The 16,216-nt window shown below is 46.0% G+C and carries 18 protein-coding genes; 14 read left to right on the top strand and 4 right to left on the bottom strand.

What is annotated here, in order from left to right:
- Nucleotides 1-76: 76 nt before the first annotated feature.
- The 9 genes from rpsP to NC238_16740 all read left to right on the top strand — a co-directional run bounded on the left by rpsP (nucleotide 77) and on the right by NC238_16740 (nucleotide 6,363).
- Entirely contained in the window at nucleotides 77-340 is a 264-nt protein-coding gene (rpsP, locus tag NC238_16780; GenBank protein ID MCM1567565.1) for a 30S ribosomal protein S16, read from the top strand.
- Nucleotides 341-357: 17 nt separating this feature from the next.
- Nucleotides 358-588, top strand: a complete 231-nt coding sequence (locus NC238_16775; protein ID MCM1567564.1) for a KH domain-containing protein — start codon at nucleotides 358-360, stop codon at nucleotides 586-588.
- 159 nt (nucleotides 589-747) lie between these two features.
- Entirely contained in the window at nucleotides 748-1,257 is a 510-nt protein-coding gene (gene rimM, locus NC238_16770) for a ribosome maturation factor RimM (GenBank protein ID MCM1567563.1), read from the top strand.
- An 18-nt stretch (nucleotides 1,258-1,275) separates the two neighbouring features.
- Nucleotides 1,276-2,079: a tRNA (guanosine(37)-N1)-methyltransferase TrmD gene (gene trmD / locus NC238_16765; protein MCM1567562.1), complete on the top strand. Its 804-nt coding sequence runs from the start codon at nucleotides 1,276-1,278 to the stop codon at nucleotides 2,077-2,079.
- A gap of 316 nt (nucleotides 2,080-2,395) precedes the next feature.
- Nucleotides 2,396-2,956 carry an RNA methyltransferase gene (locus tag NC238_16760; protein MCM1567561.1) on the top strand — a complete coding sequence of 187 codons (561 nt, stop codon included), beginning with the start codon at nucleotides 2,396-2,398 and terminating at the stop codon, nucleotides 2,954-2,956.
- A gap of 74 nt (nucleotides 2,957-3,030) precedes the next feature.
- The gene (locus NC238_16755; GenBank protein ID MCM1567560.1) at nucleotides 3,031-4,026 is read left to right on the top strand and encodes an FAD-dependent oxidoreductase; all 996 of its coding nucleotides are present in this window, start codon (nucleotides 3,031-3,033) and stop codon (nucleotides 4,024-4,026) included.
- 387 nt (nucleotides 4,027-4,413) lie between these two features.
- Nucleotides 4,414-4,755: a 50S ribosomal protein L19 gene (gene rplS, locus NC238_16750; GenBank protein MCM1567559.1), complete on the top strand. Its 342-nt coding sequence runs from the start codon at nucleotides 4,414-4,416 to the stop codon at nucleotides 4,753-4,755.
- A gap of 60 nt (nucleotides 4,756-4,815) precedes the next feature.
- A complete protein-coding gene (gene ylqF / locus NC238_16745; protein ID MCM1567558.1) occupies nucleotides 4,816-5,637 on the top strand; it encodes a ribosome biogenesis GTPase YlqF in 822 nt (273 codons plus the stop codon).
- A gap of 78 nt (nucleotides 5,638-5,715) precedes the next feature.
- The gene (locus tag NC238_16740; protein ID MCM1567557.1) at nucleotides 5,716-6,363 is read left to right on the top strand and encodes a ribonuclease HII; all 648 of its coding nucleotides are present in this window, start codon (nucleotides 5,716-5,718) and stop codon (nucleotides 6,361-6,363) included.
- 195 nt (nucleotides 6,364-6,558) lie between these two features.
- On the opposite strand, the gene NC238_16735 is transcribed toward NC238_16740, so the two are convergent.
- The 4 genes from NC238_16735 to NC238_16720 all read right to left on the bottom strand — a co-directional run bounded on the left by NC238_16735 (nucleotide 6,559) and on the right by NC238_16720 (nucleotide 10,132).
- The gene (locus tag NC238_16735) at nucleotides 6,559-6,648 is read right to left on the bottom strand and encodes a hypothetical protein (GenBank protein ID MCM1567556.1); all 90 of its coding nucleotides are present in this window, start codon (nucleotides 6,646-6,648) and stop codon (nucleotides 6,559-6,561) included.
- 263 nt (nucleotides 6,649-6,911) lie between these two features.
- Nucleotides 6,912-8,444 (bottom strand): YifB family Mg chelatase-like AAA ATPase, encoded by a 1,533-nt coding sequence (locus NC238_16730; GenBank protein MCM1567555.1) that lies wholly within the window; start codon nucleotides 8,442-8,444, stop codon nucleotides 6,912-6,914.
- A 175-nt stretch (nucleotides 8,445-8,619) separates the two neighbouring features.
- Nucleotides 8,620-8,973 (bottom strand): YraN family protein, encoded by a 354-nt coding sequence (locus NC238_16725; GenBank protein MCM1567554.1) that lies wholly within the window; start codon nucleotides 8,971-8,973, stop codon nucleotides 8,620-8,622.
- Between the two features lie 208 nt (nucleotides 8,974-9,181).
- Nucleotides 9,182-10,132: a M15 family metallopeptidase gene (locus tag NC238_16720; GenBank protein ID MCM1567553.1), complete on the bottom strand. Its 951-nt coding sequence runs from the start codon at nucleotides 10,130-10,132 to the stop codon at nucleotides 9,182-9,184.
- A 186-nt stretch (nucleotides 10,133-10,318) separates the two neighbouring features.
- Here NC238_16720 and NC238_16715 point away from each other — a divergent pair, with 186 nt between their 5' ends.
- The 5 genes from NC238_16715 to NC238_16695 all read left to right on the top strand — a co-directional run bounded on the left by NC238_16715 (nucleotide 10,319) and on the right by NC238_16695 (nucleotide 16,207).
- Nucleotides 10,319-11,326, top strand: coding sequence for a hydrogenase small subunit (locus NC238_16715; GenBank protein ID MCM1567552.1), 1,008 nt, complete (start codon nucleotides 10,319-10,321; stop codon nucleotides 11,324-11,326).
- Nucleotides 11,327-11,383: 57 nt separating this feature from the next.
- The gene (locus NC238_16710) at nucleotides 11,384-12,787 is read left to right on the top strand and encodes a nickel-dependent hydrogenase large subunit (GenBank protein MCM1567551.1); all 1,404 of its coding nucleotides are present in this window, start codon (nucleotides 11,384-11,386) and stop codon (nucleotides 12,785-12,787) included.
- Nucleotides 12,784-13,356, top strand: a complete 573-nt coding sequence (locus NC238_16705; protein ID MCM1567550.1) for a cytochrome b/b6 domain-containing protein — start codon at nucleotides 12,784-12,786, stop codon at nucleotides 13,354-13,356. The genes NC238_16710 and NC238_16705 overlap by 4 nt, the downstream gene beginning before the upstream one ends.
- Before the next feature lie 224 nt (nucleotides 13,357-13,580).
- Entirely contained in the window at nucleotides 13,581-13,946 is a 366-nt protein-coding gene (locus NC238_16700; protein MCM1567549.1) for a metalloregulator ArsR/SmtB family transcription factor, read from the top strand.
- A 23-nt stretch (nucleotides 13,947-13,969) separates the two neighbouring features.
- Nucleotides 13,970-16,207, top strand: a complete 2,238-nt coding sequence (locus tag NC238_16695) for a heavy metal translocating P-type ATPase (GenBank protein MCM1567548.1) — start codon at nucleotides 13,970-13,972, stop codon at nucleotides 16,205-16,207.
- The last annotated feature ends 9 nt before the right edge of the window (nucleotides 16,208-16,216 follow it).

Here is a 16,216-nt window from a genome sequence, read left to right as displayed (position 1 = left end):
TAGAATTATTGGCGATTCCCAAATAACATTTATGTTGTTGAATATATTCTTAGAGTTTGTTGGAGGAGGTGAAATTATGGCAACAACGATTCGTTTGCGCCGCATGGGTGCAAAGAAAAATCCTTTCTACCGTCTTGTAGTATGCGACTCAGCATCCCGCCGTGATGGCAGAGCAATTGAGGAAATTGGGTATTATGATCCTACCAAAAATCCTCATGAAATCAAGATAGATGAGATCAAAGCGCTGGAATGGTTGACTCAGGGAGCTCAACCTTCGGATACCGCAAAATCTCTGCTCAGTCAGACCGGAATTATGGAGAAATTTCATAAATCCAAGTAAGCATGGAGGTGACTCCTGTGAAAGAAGTCGTAGAGGTACTAGCTAAGGCATTGGTGGATCATCCTGAAGAAGTTATTGTGGTTCAGAATGCTACAGAGAGAACTGTGCACCTTCAGTTGACAGTTGCTCAGGAAGATATGGGTAAAGTGATCGGTAAACAGGGCAAGATCGCTAACGCTATCCGGACAATTGTCAAGGCTGCGGCCGTGAAAGACGGACGCAGGGTTATTGTTGATATTGACCAGTAAGGTTGGAAAGGGCTCAGGCCCTTTTTGACTTTACTGGTTCAGAAAAACGCTAAGTGCTTTTTGAACCATCTAAGGACAGCTAAGGCTGACGATGGCCAAGTTTTCTTTAAATGGGATGGATGGATTTCGGAAATTCTTTAAAGGAAAGGGCGTAACGCCTTGGAAAGTGTATTAATTGGAGAGGTCCTGAAACCGCAGGGTATCAAAGGAGAGATCAAGGTATATCCGATTACGGATAATACAGAGCGGTTCAGGGATCTGAAAGAAATTTATCTATCTGATGGAGAGACTGAAAAAATTTTTCATGTCCAGGGGGTAAGGATCGATCCGAAAGGTATCGTGTTCCTGACTTTGGAAGGCATTGCTACCAGGGAGGATGCTGAAAAGATCCGTGGATTTGAGGTCAGGCTAGATCGATCGGAGATTCCTCCGCTGCAAGACCGCTGGTATTACTTTGAGCTTGAGGGAATGCAGGTTTACGAGAATGATATTCTGCTGGGAACTTTGATAAGAGTTCAGGAAACTGGTTCGAACGATATCTATATTGTCCGCGGCGAAAAAACTGAATTCTGTGTTCCGGCCTTAAGAACCGTTGTCAAAAAGGTGGATGTCCAGGCGAAAAGAATGGATGTCATTTTGCCTCCGGGGCTACTCGATGATGAGTCTTAGCATAAAGAGAGGCTGCATATGAAGTTTACGGTACTGACGATTTTTCCGGAAATGTTTGCGCCATTAAAAGAAAGCATTCTGAAAAGGGCTCAGGAAGCGGGCCTGCTTGAGATAGCGCTTGTCAATTTCCGCGATTATGCCGAGAGCAAACATAAAAATGTGGATGATATCCCGTATGGCGGGGGTTCGGGAATGGTTTTAAAGCCGGAGCCTCTGTTCAAGGCTGTCCGGAATTTGCCGGAGCCTGCAGGAAGCCGCCGAATTATTTTGCTCTCGCCTCAGGGGAAAAAATTTGAGCAGCGGGAAGCTTTGAGACTGGCTGGGTATGATGAGTTAGTTTTTTTGTGCGGCCATTATGAAGGATTTGACGAGAGAATACGCGCCCTGGTCGATGAGGAGATGTCCATCGGAGATTATGTTTTAACGGGAGGAGAACTTGCTGCGATGGTGATGATCGATTCGGTGGCAAGGCTCTTACCGGGCGTCCTCGGGAACAGTGTTTCTCAAGAGGATGATTCCCACAGTCAGGGTCTGCTCGAGTATCCTCAGTATACACGTCCTCCCGACTTTGAAGGAATGCAGGTGCCCGAGGTTCTGCTTTCAGGACACCACGCCAACATTGAATGCTGGCGTAGAAAAGAGTCTCTGAGAAGGACTCTCCTGAAAAGAAGTGATTTAATCCCGCAGATAGAGTTTCAGCAAACAGATTATCCACTTCTAGAGGAACTTGCGCTCGATCATCCGGAGATTAAGATTTACCGCGAGAAATGGGAGCATTTAAAGACTGCTCCGAAACGGAGACGACGAATTAAGAGTGAGTAGTATAAAGACCAAAGACCTATTGTGGCAGGTCTGCATGCTATATAGCCACTTATTTAGCGTATTGCTTTTCGTTGTAAGCCTCGTTTCTAGTGCCGTCTTACGAAGTGAATGCTTATGCGTCTAAAGAAAGATCTGCATTCTGGCATGCAGATCTGCGTAAATAATCCTACGATCAGTCTGGGGGCCACAGTTCCGCTGTGAGCGGAGCAGGATTGCGTAGCGCGGCCTTTAAACGGATTATGCCATCCATGGCACGCGGATATTGTGACCCACAGACTAACCCTAGATTACTATTTAATAAGATCTGGAGGAAATAATGGGAGAATTATATGTAGCCCTTATTCACGCACCTGTCTACAACAAAAATATGGAGCAGATCGCAACGTCGATAACCAACCTTGATTTGCACGATATTGCCCGAAGCTCAGCTACTTATGGGGTGAATACCTATTATGTTGTCCATCCCGGTCCGGCTCAGCAGGATCTCGCCCGGCGGATCATGGGCTTTTGGCGGGAAGGGTATGGCGCTGAATATAACCCCAATAGATATGAAGCTTTTGAGAAAGTGAAGCTTGCTTCGACGCTGGAAGAAGTTGTCCAGGAAATCAAAAGCAGGAATCCCGGCAAGAAATTATTCACGGTTGCAACGGATGCGAGACTGTATCGGAATACGATTGAATATTCCGACCTGCGCCGGAAACTCGAGGAAACTGATGAGGACTTTCTGCTGCTTTTCGGAACAGGTTGGGGTATTATAAAGGAAGAAATGGAAAAAGCAGACTATATTCTGAAGCCGGTTTATGGTTTTGGGGACTATAATCATCTGTCTGTCCGGTCAGCTGCGGCAATCATTTTGGATAGGCTCAGAGGCCATTAATCGCGATCTTTCGGATTGACAAGGCACTAGAATAAAGTGTTTTCTTTTGGAGAAAATAGTGCTGGGGTGAGATTATGAAAAACACTTTAATTCTGGGTGGGGGAATCGGCGGTATTGTTGCCTCCAATATTCTTAAAAATGCGGCGGGGGATTCCATGCAGGTAACGGTCGTAGACCGGGAAGTAAATCATTACTTTGCAGCCGCTTATCCACTTCTGATGATCGGTCAGCGAGAACCAACGGATATAACAAGGAAGTTAACCAATTTAAAAAAGAAGAATATCCATGTTTTGCATCAGGAAGTACAGAAAATCGATGTAACCGGACATCAGGTCTCAACAAATCAGGGAGTCTTGCCTTTTGACTACTTGATTATTTCTTTGGGAGTGGAGTATCACACGGAGACCGTACCCGGATTCAAAGAATATGCTTTAAATGCTTATGATTTTGATGGGGTGAGAAAGATAAATCAGCAATTAAACAATTTCTCCTCCGGACGAATTGTTTTTTTTATATCTAGCTTGCCCTACAAATGTCCACCTGCTCCTTATGAAATAATGTTTCTTTTGGACCAGTTTTTTCGAAAAAGGGGAATTCGAAATAAAATTGAGCTTATCTTGGTGACGCCGGATTACTCCCCGGAGCCATTAGCCAAGCCCAAGGTTGGGCAAAGCGTAAGGAAAATGCTTGCTGAAAAAGGGATAGAATTGATCACGGAAGCGAAAGTGCTCAGGATTGAGGAAAAAGCTTTAATCCTGGATCATGGCACGAAAATTGCTGCGGATCTTTTGTTGGGTATTGCGCCTCACTGGACTCCGGAGGTATTGCGAAAGTCGAATTTGGTGGATAGCAGTGGATTTGTTGAAGTAGACCTTCACACGCTGGAAACAAATTACCCGACAATCTATGCCATTGGTGATGCTGCAGCGGTAAAGCTTCCGGTAATGGGGGCCTACGCACCGAAAGCCGGCACGTTTGCGCATTACCAGGCAGATGTAGTGGCAAGAAATATCTATCTTCTGTCCAGGGGGGCAAAGCCGGAATATACCTATAAAGGAAAGGGAACCTGAATCATGAATACCGGGTTCGGTCGAGCCCGATATTCATCGGTTCAGTATTATAAAAAGCCAAGCCCATCGATCTCTCTATGGAAGCCAACACGGGCAGCCTATTTGGCAAAACTCGGATTTGAAAAATACTGGTTTGGCCGTTTTATATAATCCCGGAATCAGAGAAGATCAGAAAAAACAGAAATGAAAAGCAGATATGAAGGACAAGCAAAAATTGACGCTGTATCGAAAACTTGAAGAATATTAACTAGAGATTTAGTAAAAAAGATATAGTATATTGCGCATTTTTGGTGTGTGTGGTAATATGATACAGTGTAAAAAACGGATGGTCCTCTGGCTTGATGTAAGAAGTTAAGAACATCTAGGCAAGGAAGGGGGTAATTTATTATGGATTATATTCGTATGATTGAAGAGCAGCAGCTTAAAGATAATATTCCTTCATTCCGTCCTGGAGATACAGTCAAAGTACATGTACGTATTATCGAGGGTTCTCGTGAGCGTATTCAGGTCTTTGAGGGGCTTGTGATTAAAAGGAAGGGCGATGGCTTAAGGGAGACTTTCACCGTGCGCCGTGTTTCCAACGGAGTAGGTGTAGAAAGAACATTCCCCCTTCATTCTCCACGTATTGACAAGATTGAAGTTGTACGTAAAGGTATTGTCCGCAGAGCGAAACTTTACTATCTGCGTGACCGTTACGGCAAATCGGCCAGAATCAGAGAACGCCGCTAATAACAGAGAAGATGGAAAAGAGCTGGAGAAATTCAGCTCTTTCGTTTTCTATGGAGGATTATGAACATTCAATGGTATCCTGGTCATATGACCAGAGCGAAAAGAAAGCTCGAAGAACAACTGGCTTGGGTTGATATTGTCATGGAACTGGGAGACGCTCGTTTGCCGCTGAGCAGCAGGAATCCCCTGCTGAAGCAGCTGCTTGGAAACAAGCTCCGCTTGCTTTTGTTGAACAAATCGGACTTGGCCGACAAAAAGAGGACCGACCAGTGGTTAGCTGAACTTGGCAAAGAAGGACCTGTTTTAGCGATTAGTTCCATGACCAGTGTTGGCGTCAAAAAAATTGTCCCGCTGCTCGACGAACTGATGACGGATAAAAGAGAACGGCTGGCCGCCAGGGGAGTGCGGGGAAGACCTATTCGCGTCATGGTTGTCGGGATACCCAATATTGGCAAGTCTACGCTGATTAATCAGCTGACCGGCGGTTCACAAGCCAAGACGGGCAACAAACCAGGTGTTACGCGCGGCAACCAGTGGATCAGGATACATGATAAAGTCGAGTTGCTTGATACTCCGGGTATGCTTTGGCCCAAATTTGATGATCCCGAAGTAGGCAGGAAGCTGGCTGTGACCGGCGCGGTAAGAGATGAGGTATTCGACCAGGAAGAACTTGCCCAGTGGCTTCTCGCTTGGCTTAAACAGAACTATCCTCAGGAACTGCAAAGCTTTTACAAGCTTGAAGAAACAGACACTGATCTTGAAGGAATTGGCCGTAAAAGAGGCTGTTTGGTTAGCGGTGGCAGGATCGATACCTTCAAAGCCGCCCAGATCTTTCTTCGTGAGTTCCGCAGCGGTAAGATCGCCAAAGTGACGATGGATTAAAATTTGACGCTTCTATACATTACGGAGACTGGTCTCTGGCGTATGTGCCACATTTTATTCAGCTGGGGAGATGAAGGAATGAATGAAATCGAAAGGATAGAGAAACTCCTGGAGATAGAAAAAGGTTTGTTCGCTGAAGGGTATTCACGTATTGCCGGTGTAGATGAAGCAGGGAGAGGCCCACTTGCCGGGCCTGTTATTGCCGCTGCCTGCATCCTCCCAAGGGAGTTTGACCTGCCCGGTCTGAATGACTCTAAAAAATGTTCGGAAAAGAAAAGAAGAGAATTAGCGGGAAAAATTAAAAGGCAGGCTGTAGCTTTTGCGCTGGGAAGTGCGACATCCGAGGAAATTGACCTGCTGAACATATTAAGAGCTACAAAGCTGGCGATGACAAGAGCCTTGGAAAACCTGAAACCCAACCCTGATTACATCATTATTGACGGCAGGGACATGCTGAACATTAATACGGTTCAGAAAGCCATTATTGGTGGAGACGGTCTTAGTGCGAGTATTGCCGCAGCTTCAATTCTGGCCAAGGTCACCAGGGATGAGCTGATGGATGAGATGCATCAGCTTTATCCGGAATATCATTTTGATCAACACAAGGGTTATGGAACCAAGTTGCACATGGAGGTAATAAACCGCTTTGGTCCTTGCCCAATCCACCGGCAAAGTTTCTCCCCGATCAAAGAAATCATTACCGGAACGCAGTACAAGCTTGGGTAATCTTTACGATACGTAAGCTTTTGTGATACGTAAGTATATATTTTAGAACATGCGCCTACATAAAGAAGCTATAAGACAATAGGGTTATTAGAATAATAATTAGCATATATCCGGAAAAAGTAAGGAATAGCTGCACGAAAGCGGCTATCCCTTACTATTCTGAGACGTATTTTTCCATGAGCTCTATATTTATCTTCAACTAACGCGGATTTTTTCTCCAACATAAATTCGGTGTCTGCGTTTTTTTAAATGAGGGTTCAATCTTAATAAAATTACGATGGTCACGCCGTGTAAACGCGCGATTTTTGATAAATTGTCTCCCTTGTGAACCTGATGATGCAAACTAATCACTCCATTCAGTCAAATTATATATCCATATTATGGAATGAAAAAGGTTGTTTGTGTCTGTACAAAAAACTATTTAATTGTAAATGATCGTAATTCTAGATTGTCAAGAGTCTGAAAATCAAAATCATGAATAATTGTAAAGGCTTTATAAGCGGCCTTTATTTTTTGTTTTTTCTTAGACTTTATTTTTCTGAATTAATTTAATTTATCTCATGCAAATTTGCCCTGTCCAAAGCCCTGTACTGTAGTGATTCGGCCAGATGTTCCGCCCGGATATTTTCTGATCCCACCATATCAGCAATCGTTCTGGCTACCCGCAGGATACGGTCGTGGGCCCGGGCACTGAAGAGGTTCTTATCAAAAACTTTTTGCAGGAGGGATTCACCGGCGCTGTCCAATTGGCACAGCACTTTTGTTTCGCGTCCGGTCATTTCTGAGTTTGTCCTGCTCTCATTCAATCTTTTGTACTGAATTTCTCTGGTTCTGATCACCCGGTTGCGGACAATCTCAGAGGTTTCCCGGTTGTCCCCATGCTTTAACTCCCCATAGCTCAAACGGGGCACTTCAAGCTGAAGATCAAAGCGGTCCAGTAAGGGTCCGGAAACCCTCCCACGGTAGTGGCTAACCTGCAGGGGTGTGCAGGAACATTCCCGGCCATTCTCCCCAAAATAACCGCACGGACACGGATTCATCGAAGCGATGACACAAATGCGTGTCGGAAACTCGATTCTGCCTCTCAGACGGATTAACGTCAGTTTCCGATCCTCGAGCGGCTGACGGAGTGCTTCGAGGACTTCCCGGGAAAACTCAGGCAGTTCATCCAGAAAGAGAACACCATGATTGGCCAGGGCGAGTTCCCCGGGCTTAATTTTCTGTCCCCCGCCGATGATTCCGGCAACTGTAGCCGTATGGTGAGGGCTGCGGAAAGGCCTTTGCGTAATCAGCTGTCCATTTCCCCGGATAATACCAGTCAGGCTGTGAAGCTGAGTCACATCAAGACTCTCCTCAACCGTGAGCGGAGGCAGGATCCCGGCAAATGCTCTGGCCAGCAGCGTTTTCCCGGAGCCGGGCGGACCAACCATAATTAGGTTATGCCCGCCGCAGGCGGCAATTTCGAGTCCACGTTTGGCCTGTATCTGGCCATGGATATCCGACCAGTCCACAGATACCTTTTCAAGGATTTCGGCAGAGGGCGGAGAAGGAATTACGGAAAAACTGTCTTCTCCGTTCAAAATCCCCACTAGCTCAGCAAGGCTGATCACGCTTGCACTCTTTATTTCGGTTACAAGCCTCGCTTCGGCCAGATTCGCAGGCGGTATAATCAGGACTTGTTTTTCTGGCTCGCTTTTTAAAGCCAGCGCCATGGTCAGAACACCCGGTATCGGACGCAAAAGACCTTCCAAGGAAAGTTCGCCGGCAAAAACATAGCGGTTCAGTACGGAGTTATTCAGTTCTTCCATGGCAGCCAATATACCCAATGCGATCGGCAAATCCAGACCGGAGCCTTCTTTGCGCAGGTCTGCAGGAGCAAGATTAACTGTAATTCTTTTCAAAGGGAAATCGAAACCTGAGTTTTTCAACGCTGACCGGACTCTGTCTCTGGCCTCTTTCACAGCAGTGGCCGCAAGGCCTACAATTTCCAGACAGGGAAGACCATTGGCAATATCCACTTCGACACTGACCGGCTGGGCCGAGAGATTGTCGACAGACATTCCGCTGACAGAAGCAAACATTTTTTTCACCTCGAAAACAGAATTCGCTTCTGACAGCAAATATCCTTCTATAAAATTACATTAATGGATGAATATAGTAAAATTTTAACGAGCTTTGTGGAATCAGACAGAAACCAGAAAACAGACAGAAACATCAGACAGAAACGTCAATAGAAACGGAAAGAAAATGAGCCATTTATAGTGCCCCTTGGATCCAATTAAACTCGGGAACGCCTTCAGCCATGTTAATGGCGAAAACATCAAACCTGATTTGCGGCCATTGACGATAGTGTTGTTCCAGAAGATAATACGAGGCAATACTTTTAAGCCTTTGGATTTTCCAGAGGCCGATGCTTTCTTCTGCGGATCCCCGGCAATTGGAACTCCTCAGTCTGACTTCGATAAATACAATTGTTTTCCCATCCCTGGCGATAATGTCGATTTCTCCCTTGGGACAACGATAATTGCGCTGGATAATGTTCAAGCCGGCTTCCTTAATATGTTCCAAAGCCATATCTTCGCCCCGCTGCCCCAACTGTCTTTTATTCAATGGTTCAGGACCTCCTAAGAGTAAAAACTCCCGTACATATTCAACGTAACAGATCAACTTGTATATCATGATTAATATTACCAAAAATGACATAAAATAGTAATGTATTGTTGTGAATAATTGTATCATGAAAGAAAAAATACCGCCAGGATGTTCCCGATTCAGTGTTGTTAGCGATTCAAGTTGACTGAACGCTAAGCATATAAAGCTACAGGCTTTCTTCAATCAGCCAGATATATTCCCAGGCTTTCTGGCTGCTTTGTAAACCGTCATACCATGGAATCCCCGAGACGGGTCTTTCGGAAAAATAACGCGCTTTCAGAATGATTTCCGGACGGTATTCGTAATGCATAATATCGAAATTTCCCCATTTGCCGCCCCAGATAAAACCATATTTCTCAAAGATAGCAGAGACCTCCTGGGGATAGGCATTAAGCCTTTTCTGACCTTCTTCACGGGTGGACCAGCGCCAATAATCGTATTTATTACTGTTAAGATCGATTGCGATACCGTAGGCATGGGAACTCAGCCTATTTGTACCGCCGATCAGCCGGTAATTGAAAGCCCCGCTGCTCGGAAAAGAAGCAGCGTACACCTTATGGCTTTGGCGGGACAACGGAAGCAGTTCTTTCATGACCGCTTTTAAGGATTCTGCAGCTTTATTGTTACCGTTAAACTCTACATACTTGTAGCCAATGCTGACTTTGATCAGATTGGACAGGATTGCTTTCTTGCTCGTTCCATAGGCTTCTTTCAGAAGCGGATAAACTCTTGCGCAGCCAGGGTTGTAGTAATTCGGCAAAATCTCCGTAATCTTGGATAAGGGGTAGAGCTGATCCATCATATCCTGGAGGTCGGGGCTCCCAGATTTCTGCCAGGAGTTTTTTTCTTTTCGGTCATCATATAAGATTTTTTTCCCGGATTTTAAAAGGACATAGACCTCATTTTCAGATGCTTTATCCACACCGGTAATGGTTTCGGGATAGGCCAGCATCAGACAGAGGATATCCCTTTTCATTACGGCCTCATATTCCCAATCGGAAACCGGGGACACTGCGACTGCATTTACGGTTATTAGATGTCTGTCCCAGATGATTTTGCAGCCTGTAGCTAACAAGACAATTACAATCAGACTTAAGATAAATTGTTTAAAGTTCATGGCTTGTTCATCCTTCCGGGGAACCTTGAGAAAGGCTAATCATAATTATCTATGCCTGAACAAAACAGGATAGACCTGTAAATCTCGTATAGTGCAATAGCATACGGTAATAATATTCTTTGAACTAAAAAAATCGCGAAGTATAAAATAACAGCGTACGAAAGACCGCAGAAGGGATGTAAGGGGATGGTGAATAAAGATGTTCCAGCAAAACCTCTCATTATCTGGCTCGGGACGAATACCTGTGCCGGCGACATGCTTTCCCTTCTTAATGCCAAGGATCCGGGCTACCAGGAGTTGATCAGCAGCATTGCAGAGCTTCGTTTTGATTATCTTTTGGGCGCGTCCGAAGGCAGTGATGCCATCAACGTTCTTGATGATCTCCAGAAAAATCATAAAGCAGCATATATCCTGGTAGTTGAAGGGAGCATCCCGACGAGGTCCAATGGCCTGTATTCTGTGATCGGTTATCGGAACGGCAAGGCTTGGACGGCTTTGCAGGCAGTGCGGGAACTGGGTGCTGAAGCCCGTTATGTGGTTGCTGCCGGTACCTGTGCAGCGTTCGGAGGAATCTATGCTGCGGCTCCGAACCCTTCTAAATGCGTATCGTTACAGGCTGTTCTGGACAGAAAAGTTATCAATGTGCCTGGATGCCCAATCAACCCCGAATGGATGATGGGCACTTTAAACCATTTAATTCAGTACGGCGAGCCAGCACTTGATGATTATAGCCGGCCCAAACTTTTCTATGGAGAAACCATCCATAACCTTTGCCAGCGGCGGGATTATTTTGACAACAGCATCTTTGCCGCTAAGCCGGGAGAACCCTGGTGTATGTATAAGATCGGCTGCAAAGGGCCGGTCACCTATGCAGATTGCCCTGTCCGCCAGTGGAACGGAGAGCATCTAAGCTGGCCGGTAAAAGCCAATACCCCTTGTATCGGCTGTGCCAGCCCGGAGTTTTCCGATGGGAACGTTCCATTCTTTGAACACTTACCGGATGTAAAGCTTCCTGGGATCAAAGTAACGGCAAATAGGGTGGGCCTATGGACAGGGGTTGTGACCGCGCTTGGTATTGGCGCTCATCTGATGGGAAGCATCCTGACAGGCAGACTTGCGGAAACACTGAAAAAGGATCTTCCAGGCGGGAGTAAGCTAAAAATCAGGCCCCGGCTTAAAAAAGGTCATAAGTAAGAAAACGGCAGGTAAAAGATTGTATGAAGACGCGAATAAAGCAAAAGGAATGACTTCATGAAAAAGATTGTCATAGGGCCACTTACAAGGGCTAACAACTCCTGCGCCGTAGAGGTCACAGTTGAAAACAAAAAAGTGGTAGATGCCCGCTGCAGCGGGATCTTTTTCAGGGGGTTTGAACTGATACTGCAGGGAAAAGACCCGCGGGACGCCGCATACCTTACGGAAAGAATCTGCGGGATCTGCTCATCGCTGCATGGAGCAGCTGCCTCCTACGCCTTGGAAGACGCTGCCGGGATCAAGCCGCCCCGTAATGCCAACATTTTGCGAAACCTGATTACCGGGGCAGATATTCTCCAGAATCATATCCGTCATCTGTATTTGTTTTCCCTGGTGGATTATTTGATCCTGCCAGAGAGAGCCCCCTTTGTTCCAGGTTATACAAAAGATAAGCGGCTAGAAAAAAAGAAAAACGATACGATGGTGCAGAATATGTATTTAGCACTGGAAATAAGCCGCCTGGCTCACGAAATGGTGGCGCTGCTAGGCGGAAAAGCCCCGTTCCCTCATGGGATATTGGCTGGAGGGGCTACAGTTCCGCCTTCTGCCGATGTGGTCATGAATTTCCGGTCGAAGCTCCAAAAAGTAAATCGGTTCATCCAGAATCAGATGGTAGCCGATGTATACATCCTTGCAGACGCTTACAGTGATTACTTTGAACTCGGCCAAAGAGCCCCGAATATGCTTGAATACGGACTGTTTCCATGCACGGAGCAAGACCGGGAGAGATATTTTCCAGGTGGAGCAGTGGTGAACGGCCAAATCCAGAAGCTTGATCTGTCGCTGATTAAAGAACATACGGCAAGGTCCTGGTATGCAGCAGAGCCCGGACCGCGGAACCCCTCTGACGGACGGACTGTTTCCGAACGGGAAAAAGAAAACGCTTATTCCTGGATAAAGGCGCCCCGCTATTTCGGTGTGCCGCTGGAAGGAGGCCCGCTGGCCAGGCTCTGGATCAAAGGAGATTACCGAAAGGGTATATCGACGATGGACCGGATGATCGCCAGGACGCTCGAGGCCCAAAAAGTAGGGGCTTTGATGGAATCCTGGCTCGATGAGCTTGAGCCGGAAGGACGCATATTCTTACCCTTTGAAGTACCGAAAAATGCCGAGGGCATTGGCATTACCGGAGCAATGCGCGGTCCGCTCGGACACTGGCTGCGAATTGAAAACGGCAGGATTGCCCAATACCAAATAATTACACCAAGTGCCTGGAATTTTTCGCCTCGGGATAATCAGAATTGCAGAGGACCGGTTGAGGAAGCGCTGATCGGAATTCCGATTGCGGATGAAAAACAGCCCATTGAAATCGGCCGGGTGATCAGGGCATTTGACATTTGTTCCTCTTGTTCGACACATTTAATAACCACGGGAACACCCGTTAGGGAGATCATGATATGAATTGGAAAAAGCAACGTCATTCAGGAACAGTCAGATTGCTTCACTGGGTCTATGCGCCGGCCGTACTGGCTTTAATTTTTAGCGGGCTTTACATTCACAGCCCATCGCGCGCTTTCGGGTTCAAACGGATGGATTCAGCCCGGAAAACACATGCCGTCGCCCAGTTTTTACTGTTAAATTCGTACCTGGCACGGATTTGCTACGGGATTAAAGACAAAAACTATAAAGAAATCATTCCGAACCGCAAGACCTTAAAGGCAATACCCGAATTCTTAAAATACGAATTCTTCCTATCCGAAAAAAAGACGAAGTATCCCAAATACAATCCAGGTCAGAAAATATTGATTACCTCGCTCGCAGGATTAATCCCGGTCCAGATGATTACCGGGATGACCCTCTACTTCAAGCCCCTGCAGAGAGCGGTCAAAGCGGCAGGAGGATTAAACCCTGTACGCTGGCTGCATTATCTGGCGGCATTAATGATGGTCTCATTCATATCCGTCCATCTTTATTTTACCCTAACAAATAGCCTTAAAAAACTTAAATCAATATTTACAGGCTATGCGTAGATTCCGGTTCAAAGAGCGTGGCGTTTGAACCCAAGGCAGAAAAAGCTAAAAAAAATCATGCAGAGAATCGTACAAGGAAATCGTACAAGGAAAATAAATTAGAAAAATAGAAAAATGAATTGACCATAAAAGAAATACGTAATAATATAATATATGAATACTTATTCAAGTATTCAATCGAGTATTCAATTGATAGAGCAAATACAAAGGAGCGGTTTGTTTTGATGGAGGGAAAAGCGGAGAATTTGCGGTGTGACTGTCTGGTTATTCATGAAGAAATTGTCAGTAAGGTCAAAGGAGCGATGCCGCAGGAAGAAAATCTGTACGATCTTGCCGAGTTGTTTAAAGTATTTGGTGATACGACAAGGATAAAAATACTCTGGGCGCTTTCCGAAGCGGAAATGTGTGTCTGCGACCTAGCCTTTCTGCTAAATATGACCCAGTCGGCAATTTCACATCAGCTGCGGATTCTTAAGCAATGCAGGCTGGTAAAGAACAGAAAAGAAGGAAAGATCGTATTCTATGCGCTGGATGACGAGCATATCAAAGGCATTTTCGGCCAGGGAATGCTCCATGTCAAAGAAGGATAAGAATTAGCGAGGAGAAAAAAGATATGGATACAAGAAGTCAGGAAGCTGTCATCCTGCTTGCCGGTCTTGGCTGTGCAAACTGCTCGGCTAAAATCGAACAAGAAGTAAAAAAGCTGGATGGTATAAAAACTGCAAATATTGATTTTGCCGGCAGTAAACTCTATCTCGAGGTAAACGATTCTGAAAAGATCACAGATATCGCCCTCAAAATTGAAAAAATTGCTTCCCGGATTGAAGCCGGGATAAGAATTACTGGGATCCGGTCCAAAGATATTGGTGCAGCCAGTAAAGAAGAGAAAACCACGGAACAAGAAAAACGAAGAGAACAGAAAGAACAGAAACAACAGAAAGAACAGAAAGAACAGAAAGTGAATGCCGAGCTGGTTTGCTTTGTCATTGGAGCAGTCATTTTTACGGCTGCGTTTCTGCTAAAATTGAAACCTGCCATTGAAATCGTACTGTTTCTGGTCAGCTATTTGTTGATTGGCGGCAAGATTGTCTGGGCGGCACTCCAAAATATTAGCCGCGGCAAGTTTCTTGATGAAAACTTTCTGATGTTTATTGCTACAGTCGGGGCGCTGGCTATTCAGGAATATCCCGAGGCTGTAGCTGTGATGTTGTTCTACCGGGTCGGTGAATTTTTCCAGGACAGTGCTGTAAACCGTTCCCGCCGCTCGATCAGTGAACTGATGGATATTCGTCCGGACTATGCGAATTTAATGAAGGACGATTCCATAAGCAAAGTACCACCGGAGGAAGTCAGGGAAGGCCAGATGATTCTGATCAAGCCGGGAGAGAAAGTTCCCCTCGATGGCACAGTGCTTGCGGGCAGGTCTGTTTTGGATACCTCGGCGCTCACCGGAGAATTTATCCCGAGGGAGGTCGAAGCCGGCAGCAGTATTCTGGCTGGTTTTATCAATAAGACCGGGGTTTTGACCGTGAAAGTTACGAAGGTTTATGAGCAGAGCACGGTTGCACGGGTTCTGGATTTGGTGGAAAAGGCCGCCTCGAAAAAAGCTAAGACAGAAAATTTCATGACAACATTTGCGCGTGTCTATACACCAATTATTGTGCTCGGAGCTGCACTTTTAGCTTTTTTACCCCCGCTGTTTATTGAAGGGGCCACGTTCAGCGAATGGCTGAACCGGGCTTTGGTCTTCCTCGTGGTGTCATGTCCCTGCGCACTGGTGATCTCCATCCCGTTAAGCTTTTTTGGGGGTATCGGAGGCGCTTCCCGAAACGGCATCCTGATCAAGGGAAGCAACTACCTGGAAGGCCTGAATCAAGTGCGTACGGTTGTTTTTGATAAGACCGGCACGCTAACCGAAGGTGTGTTTGAAGTTACCGGAATACAAGCTGCTCAGGGGTTTGATGAAGATACTTTGCTGGAATATGCTGCTGCGGCTGAATATTTTTCAGGTCATCCCATTGCGGCTTCGATTTTGAAACGATACACCGAAGACGATACGAAAAAACTGAATACGAAGGGCATTGATCAGAAAGATATCCACCAGTATCAAGAAATACCGGGCTATGGCGTAAAAACAGTATATCAGGGAAAAGAAGTCATTGCCGGCAGCGCTAGGCTCCTGACTGAGGAAGGAATCTCCCTGACGCAAATACCCGAGGCTGGAACGACTGCCTATATCGCGATTGAGCGTCAATATGCCGGCTATATCCTGATTACGGACAGAGTCAAAAAAGATGTTCATGAGGCGTTGCGGGGATTGAGACAGGCAGGAGTTAAGAAATTGGTTATGCTGACCGGAGACACGAAGGCGATCAGTGAACAGATCGGACAGCAGTTGGGGTTTGACCAAGTTTACGCTGAATTGCTTCCCGATCAAAAGGTTGCTGTTCTGGAAACGCTGGAGGAACAAAAGGAAAACGGCAGTAAACTCGTTTTTGTCGGAGATGGGGTCAATGATGCACCGGTCCTGGCCAGGGCTGATATCGGGGTTGCCATGGGCGGACTTGGGTCGGATGCAGCGATTGAGGCCGCGGATATTGTCCTGATGACGGACGAACCTGCCAAACTGCTCGAGGCAATCCGGATTGCCCGGAAAACGAAAGGAATTGTCTGGCAGAATATTGGTTTTGCGCTCGGAATAAAGATAGGCGTCCTCATCCTTGGAGCGATGGGCGTTGCGACAATGTGGGAAGCTGTATTTGCCGATGTAGGTGTGGCTGTGATTGCGATCCTGAATGCAATGCGGGTGTTAAAGAAGAAAAAAGTTAAGGAATATGATATAGTAATATAGGCAAAAACA

Origin of the sequence: Dehalobacter sp. (assembly GCA_023667845.1) — a bacterium.
In the GTDB taxonomy this organism is placed as follows: domain Bacteria; phylum Bacillota; class Desulfitobacteriia; order Desulfitobacteriales; family Syntrophobotulaceae; genus Dehalobacter.
This window is presented reverse-complemented; position numbering and strand designations above follow the sequence as displayed.

Bases quoted from the DNA above. Each gene is read 5' to 3' on its own strand.
- rpsP (MCM1567565.1), top strand. From the start codon at position 77: ATGGCAACAACGATTCGTTTGCGCCGCATGGGTGCAAAGAAAAATCCT.
- trmD (MCM1567562.1), top strand. From the start codon at position 1,276: ATGAAGTTTACGGTACTGACGATTTTTCCGGAAATGTTTGCGCCATTA.
- NC238_16760 (MCM1567561.1), top strand. From the start codon at position 2,396: ATGGGAGAATTATATGTAGCCCTTATTCACGCACCTGTCTACAACAAA.
- NC238_16755 (MCM1567560.1), top strand. From the start codon at position 3,031: ATGAAAAACACTTTAATTCTGGGTGGGGGAATCGGCGGTATTGTTGCC.
- rplS (MCM1567559.1), top strand. From the start codon at position 4,414: ATGGATTATATTCGTATGATTGAAGAGCAGCAGCTTAAAGATAATATT.
- ylqF (MCM1567558.1), top strand. From the start codon at position 4,816: ATGAACATTCAATGGTATCCTGGTCATATGACCAGAGCGAAAAGAAAG.
- NC238_16740 (MCM1567557.1), top strand. From the start codon at position 5,716: ATGAATGAAATCGAAAGGATAGAGAAACTCCTGGAGATAGAAAAAGGT.
- NC238_16730 (MCM1567555.1), bottom strand. From the start codon at position 8,444: ATGTTTGCTTCTGTCAGCGGAATGTCTGTCGACAATCTCTCGGCCCAG.
- NC238_16720 (MCM1567553.1), bottom strand. From the start codon at position 10,132: ATGAACTTTAAACAATTTATCTTAAGTCTGATTGTAATTGTCTTGTTA.
- NC238_16715 (MCM1567552.1), top strand. From the start codon at position 10,319: ATGGTGAATAAAGATGTTCCAGCAAAACCTCTCATTATCTGGCTCGGG.
- NC238_16710 (MCM1567551.1), top strand. From the start codon at position 11,384: ATGAAAAAGATTGTCATAGGGCCACTTACAAGGGCTAACAACTCCTGC.
- NC238_16705 (MCM1567550.1), top strand. From the start codon at position 12,784: ATGAATTGGAAAAAGCAACGTCATTCAGGAACAGTCAGATTGCTTCAC.
- NC238_16700 (MCM1567549.1), top strand. From the start codon at position 13,581: ATGGAGGGAAAAGCGGAGAATTTGCGGTGTGACTGTCTGGTTATTCAT.
- NC238_16695 (MCM1567548.1), top strand. From the start codon at position 13,970: ATGGATACAAGAAGTCAGGAAGCTGTCATCCTGCTTGCCGGTCTTGGC.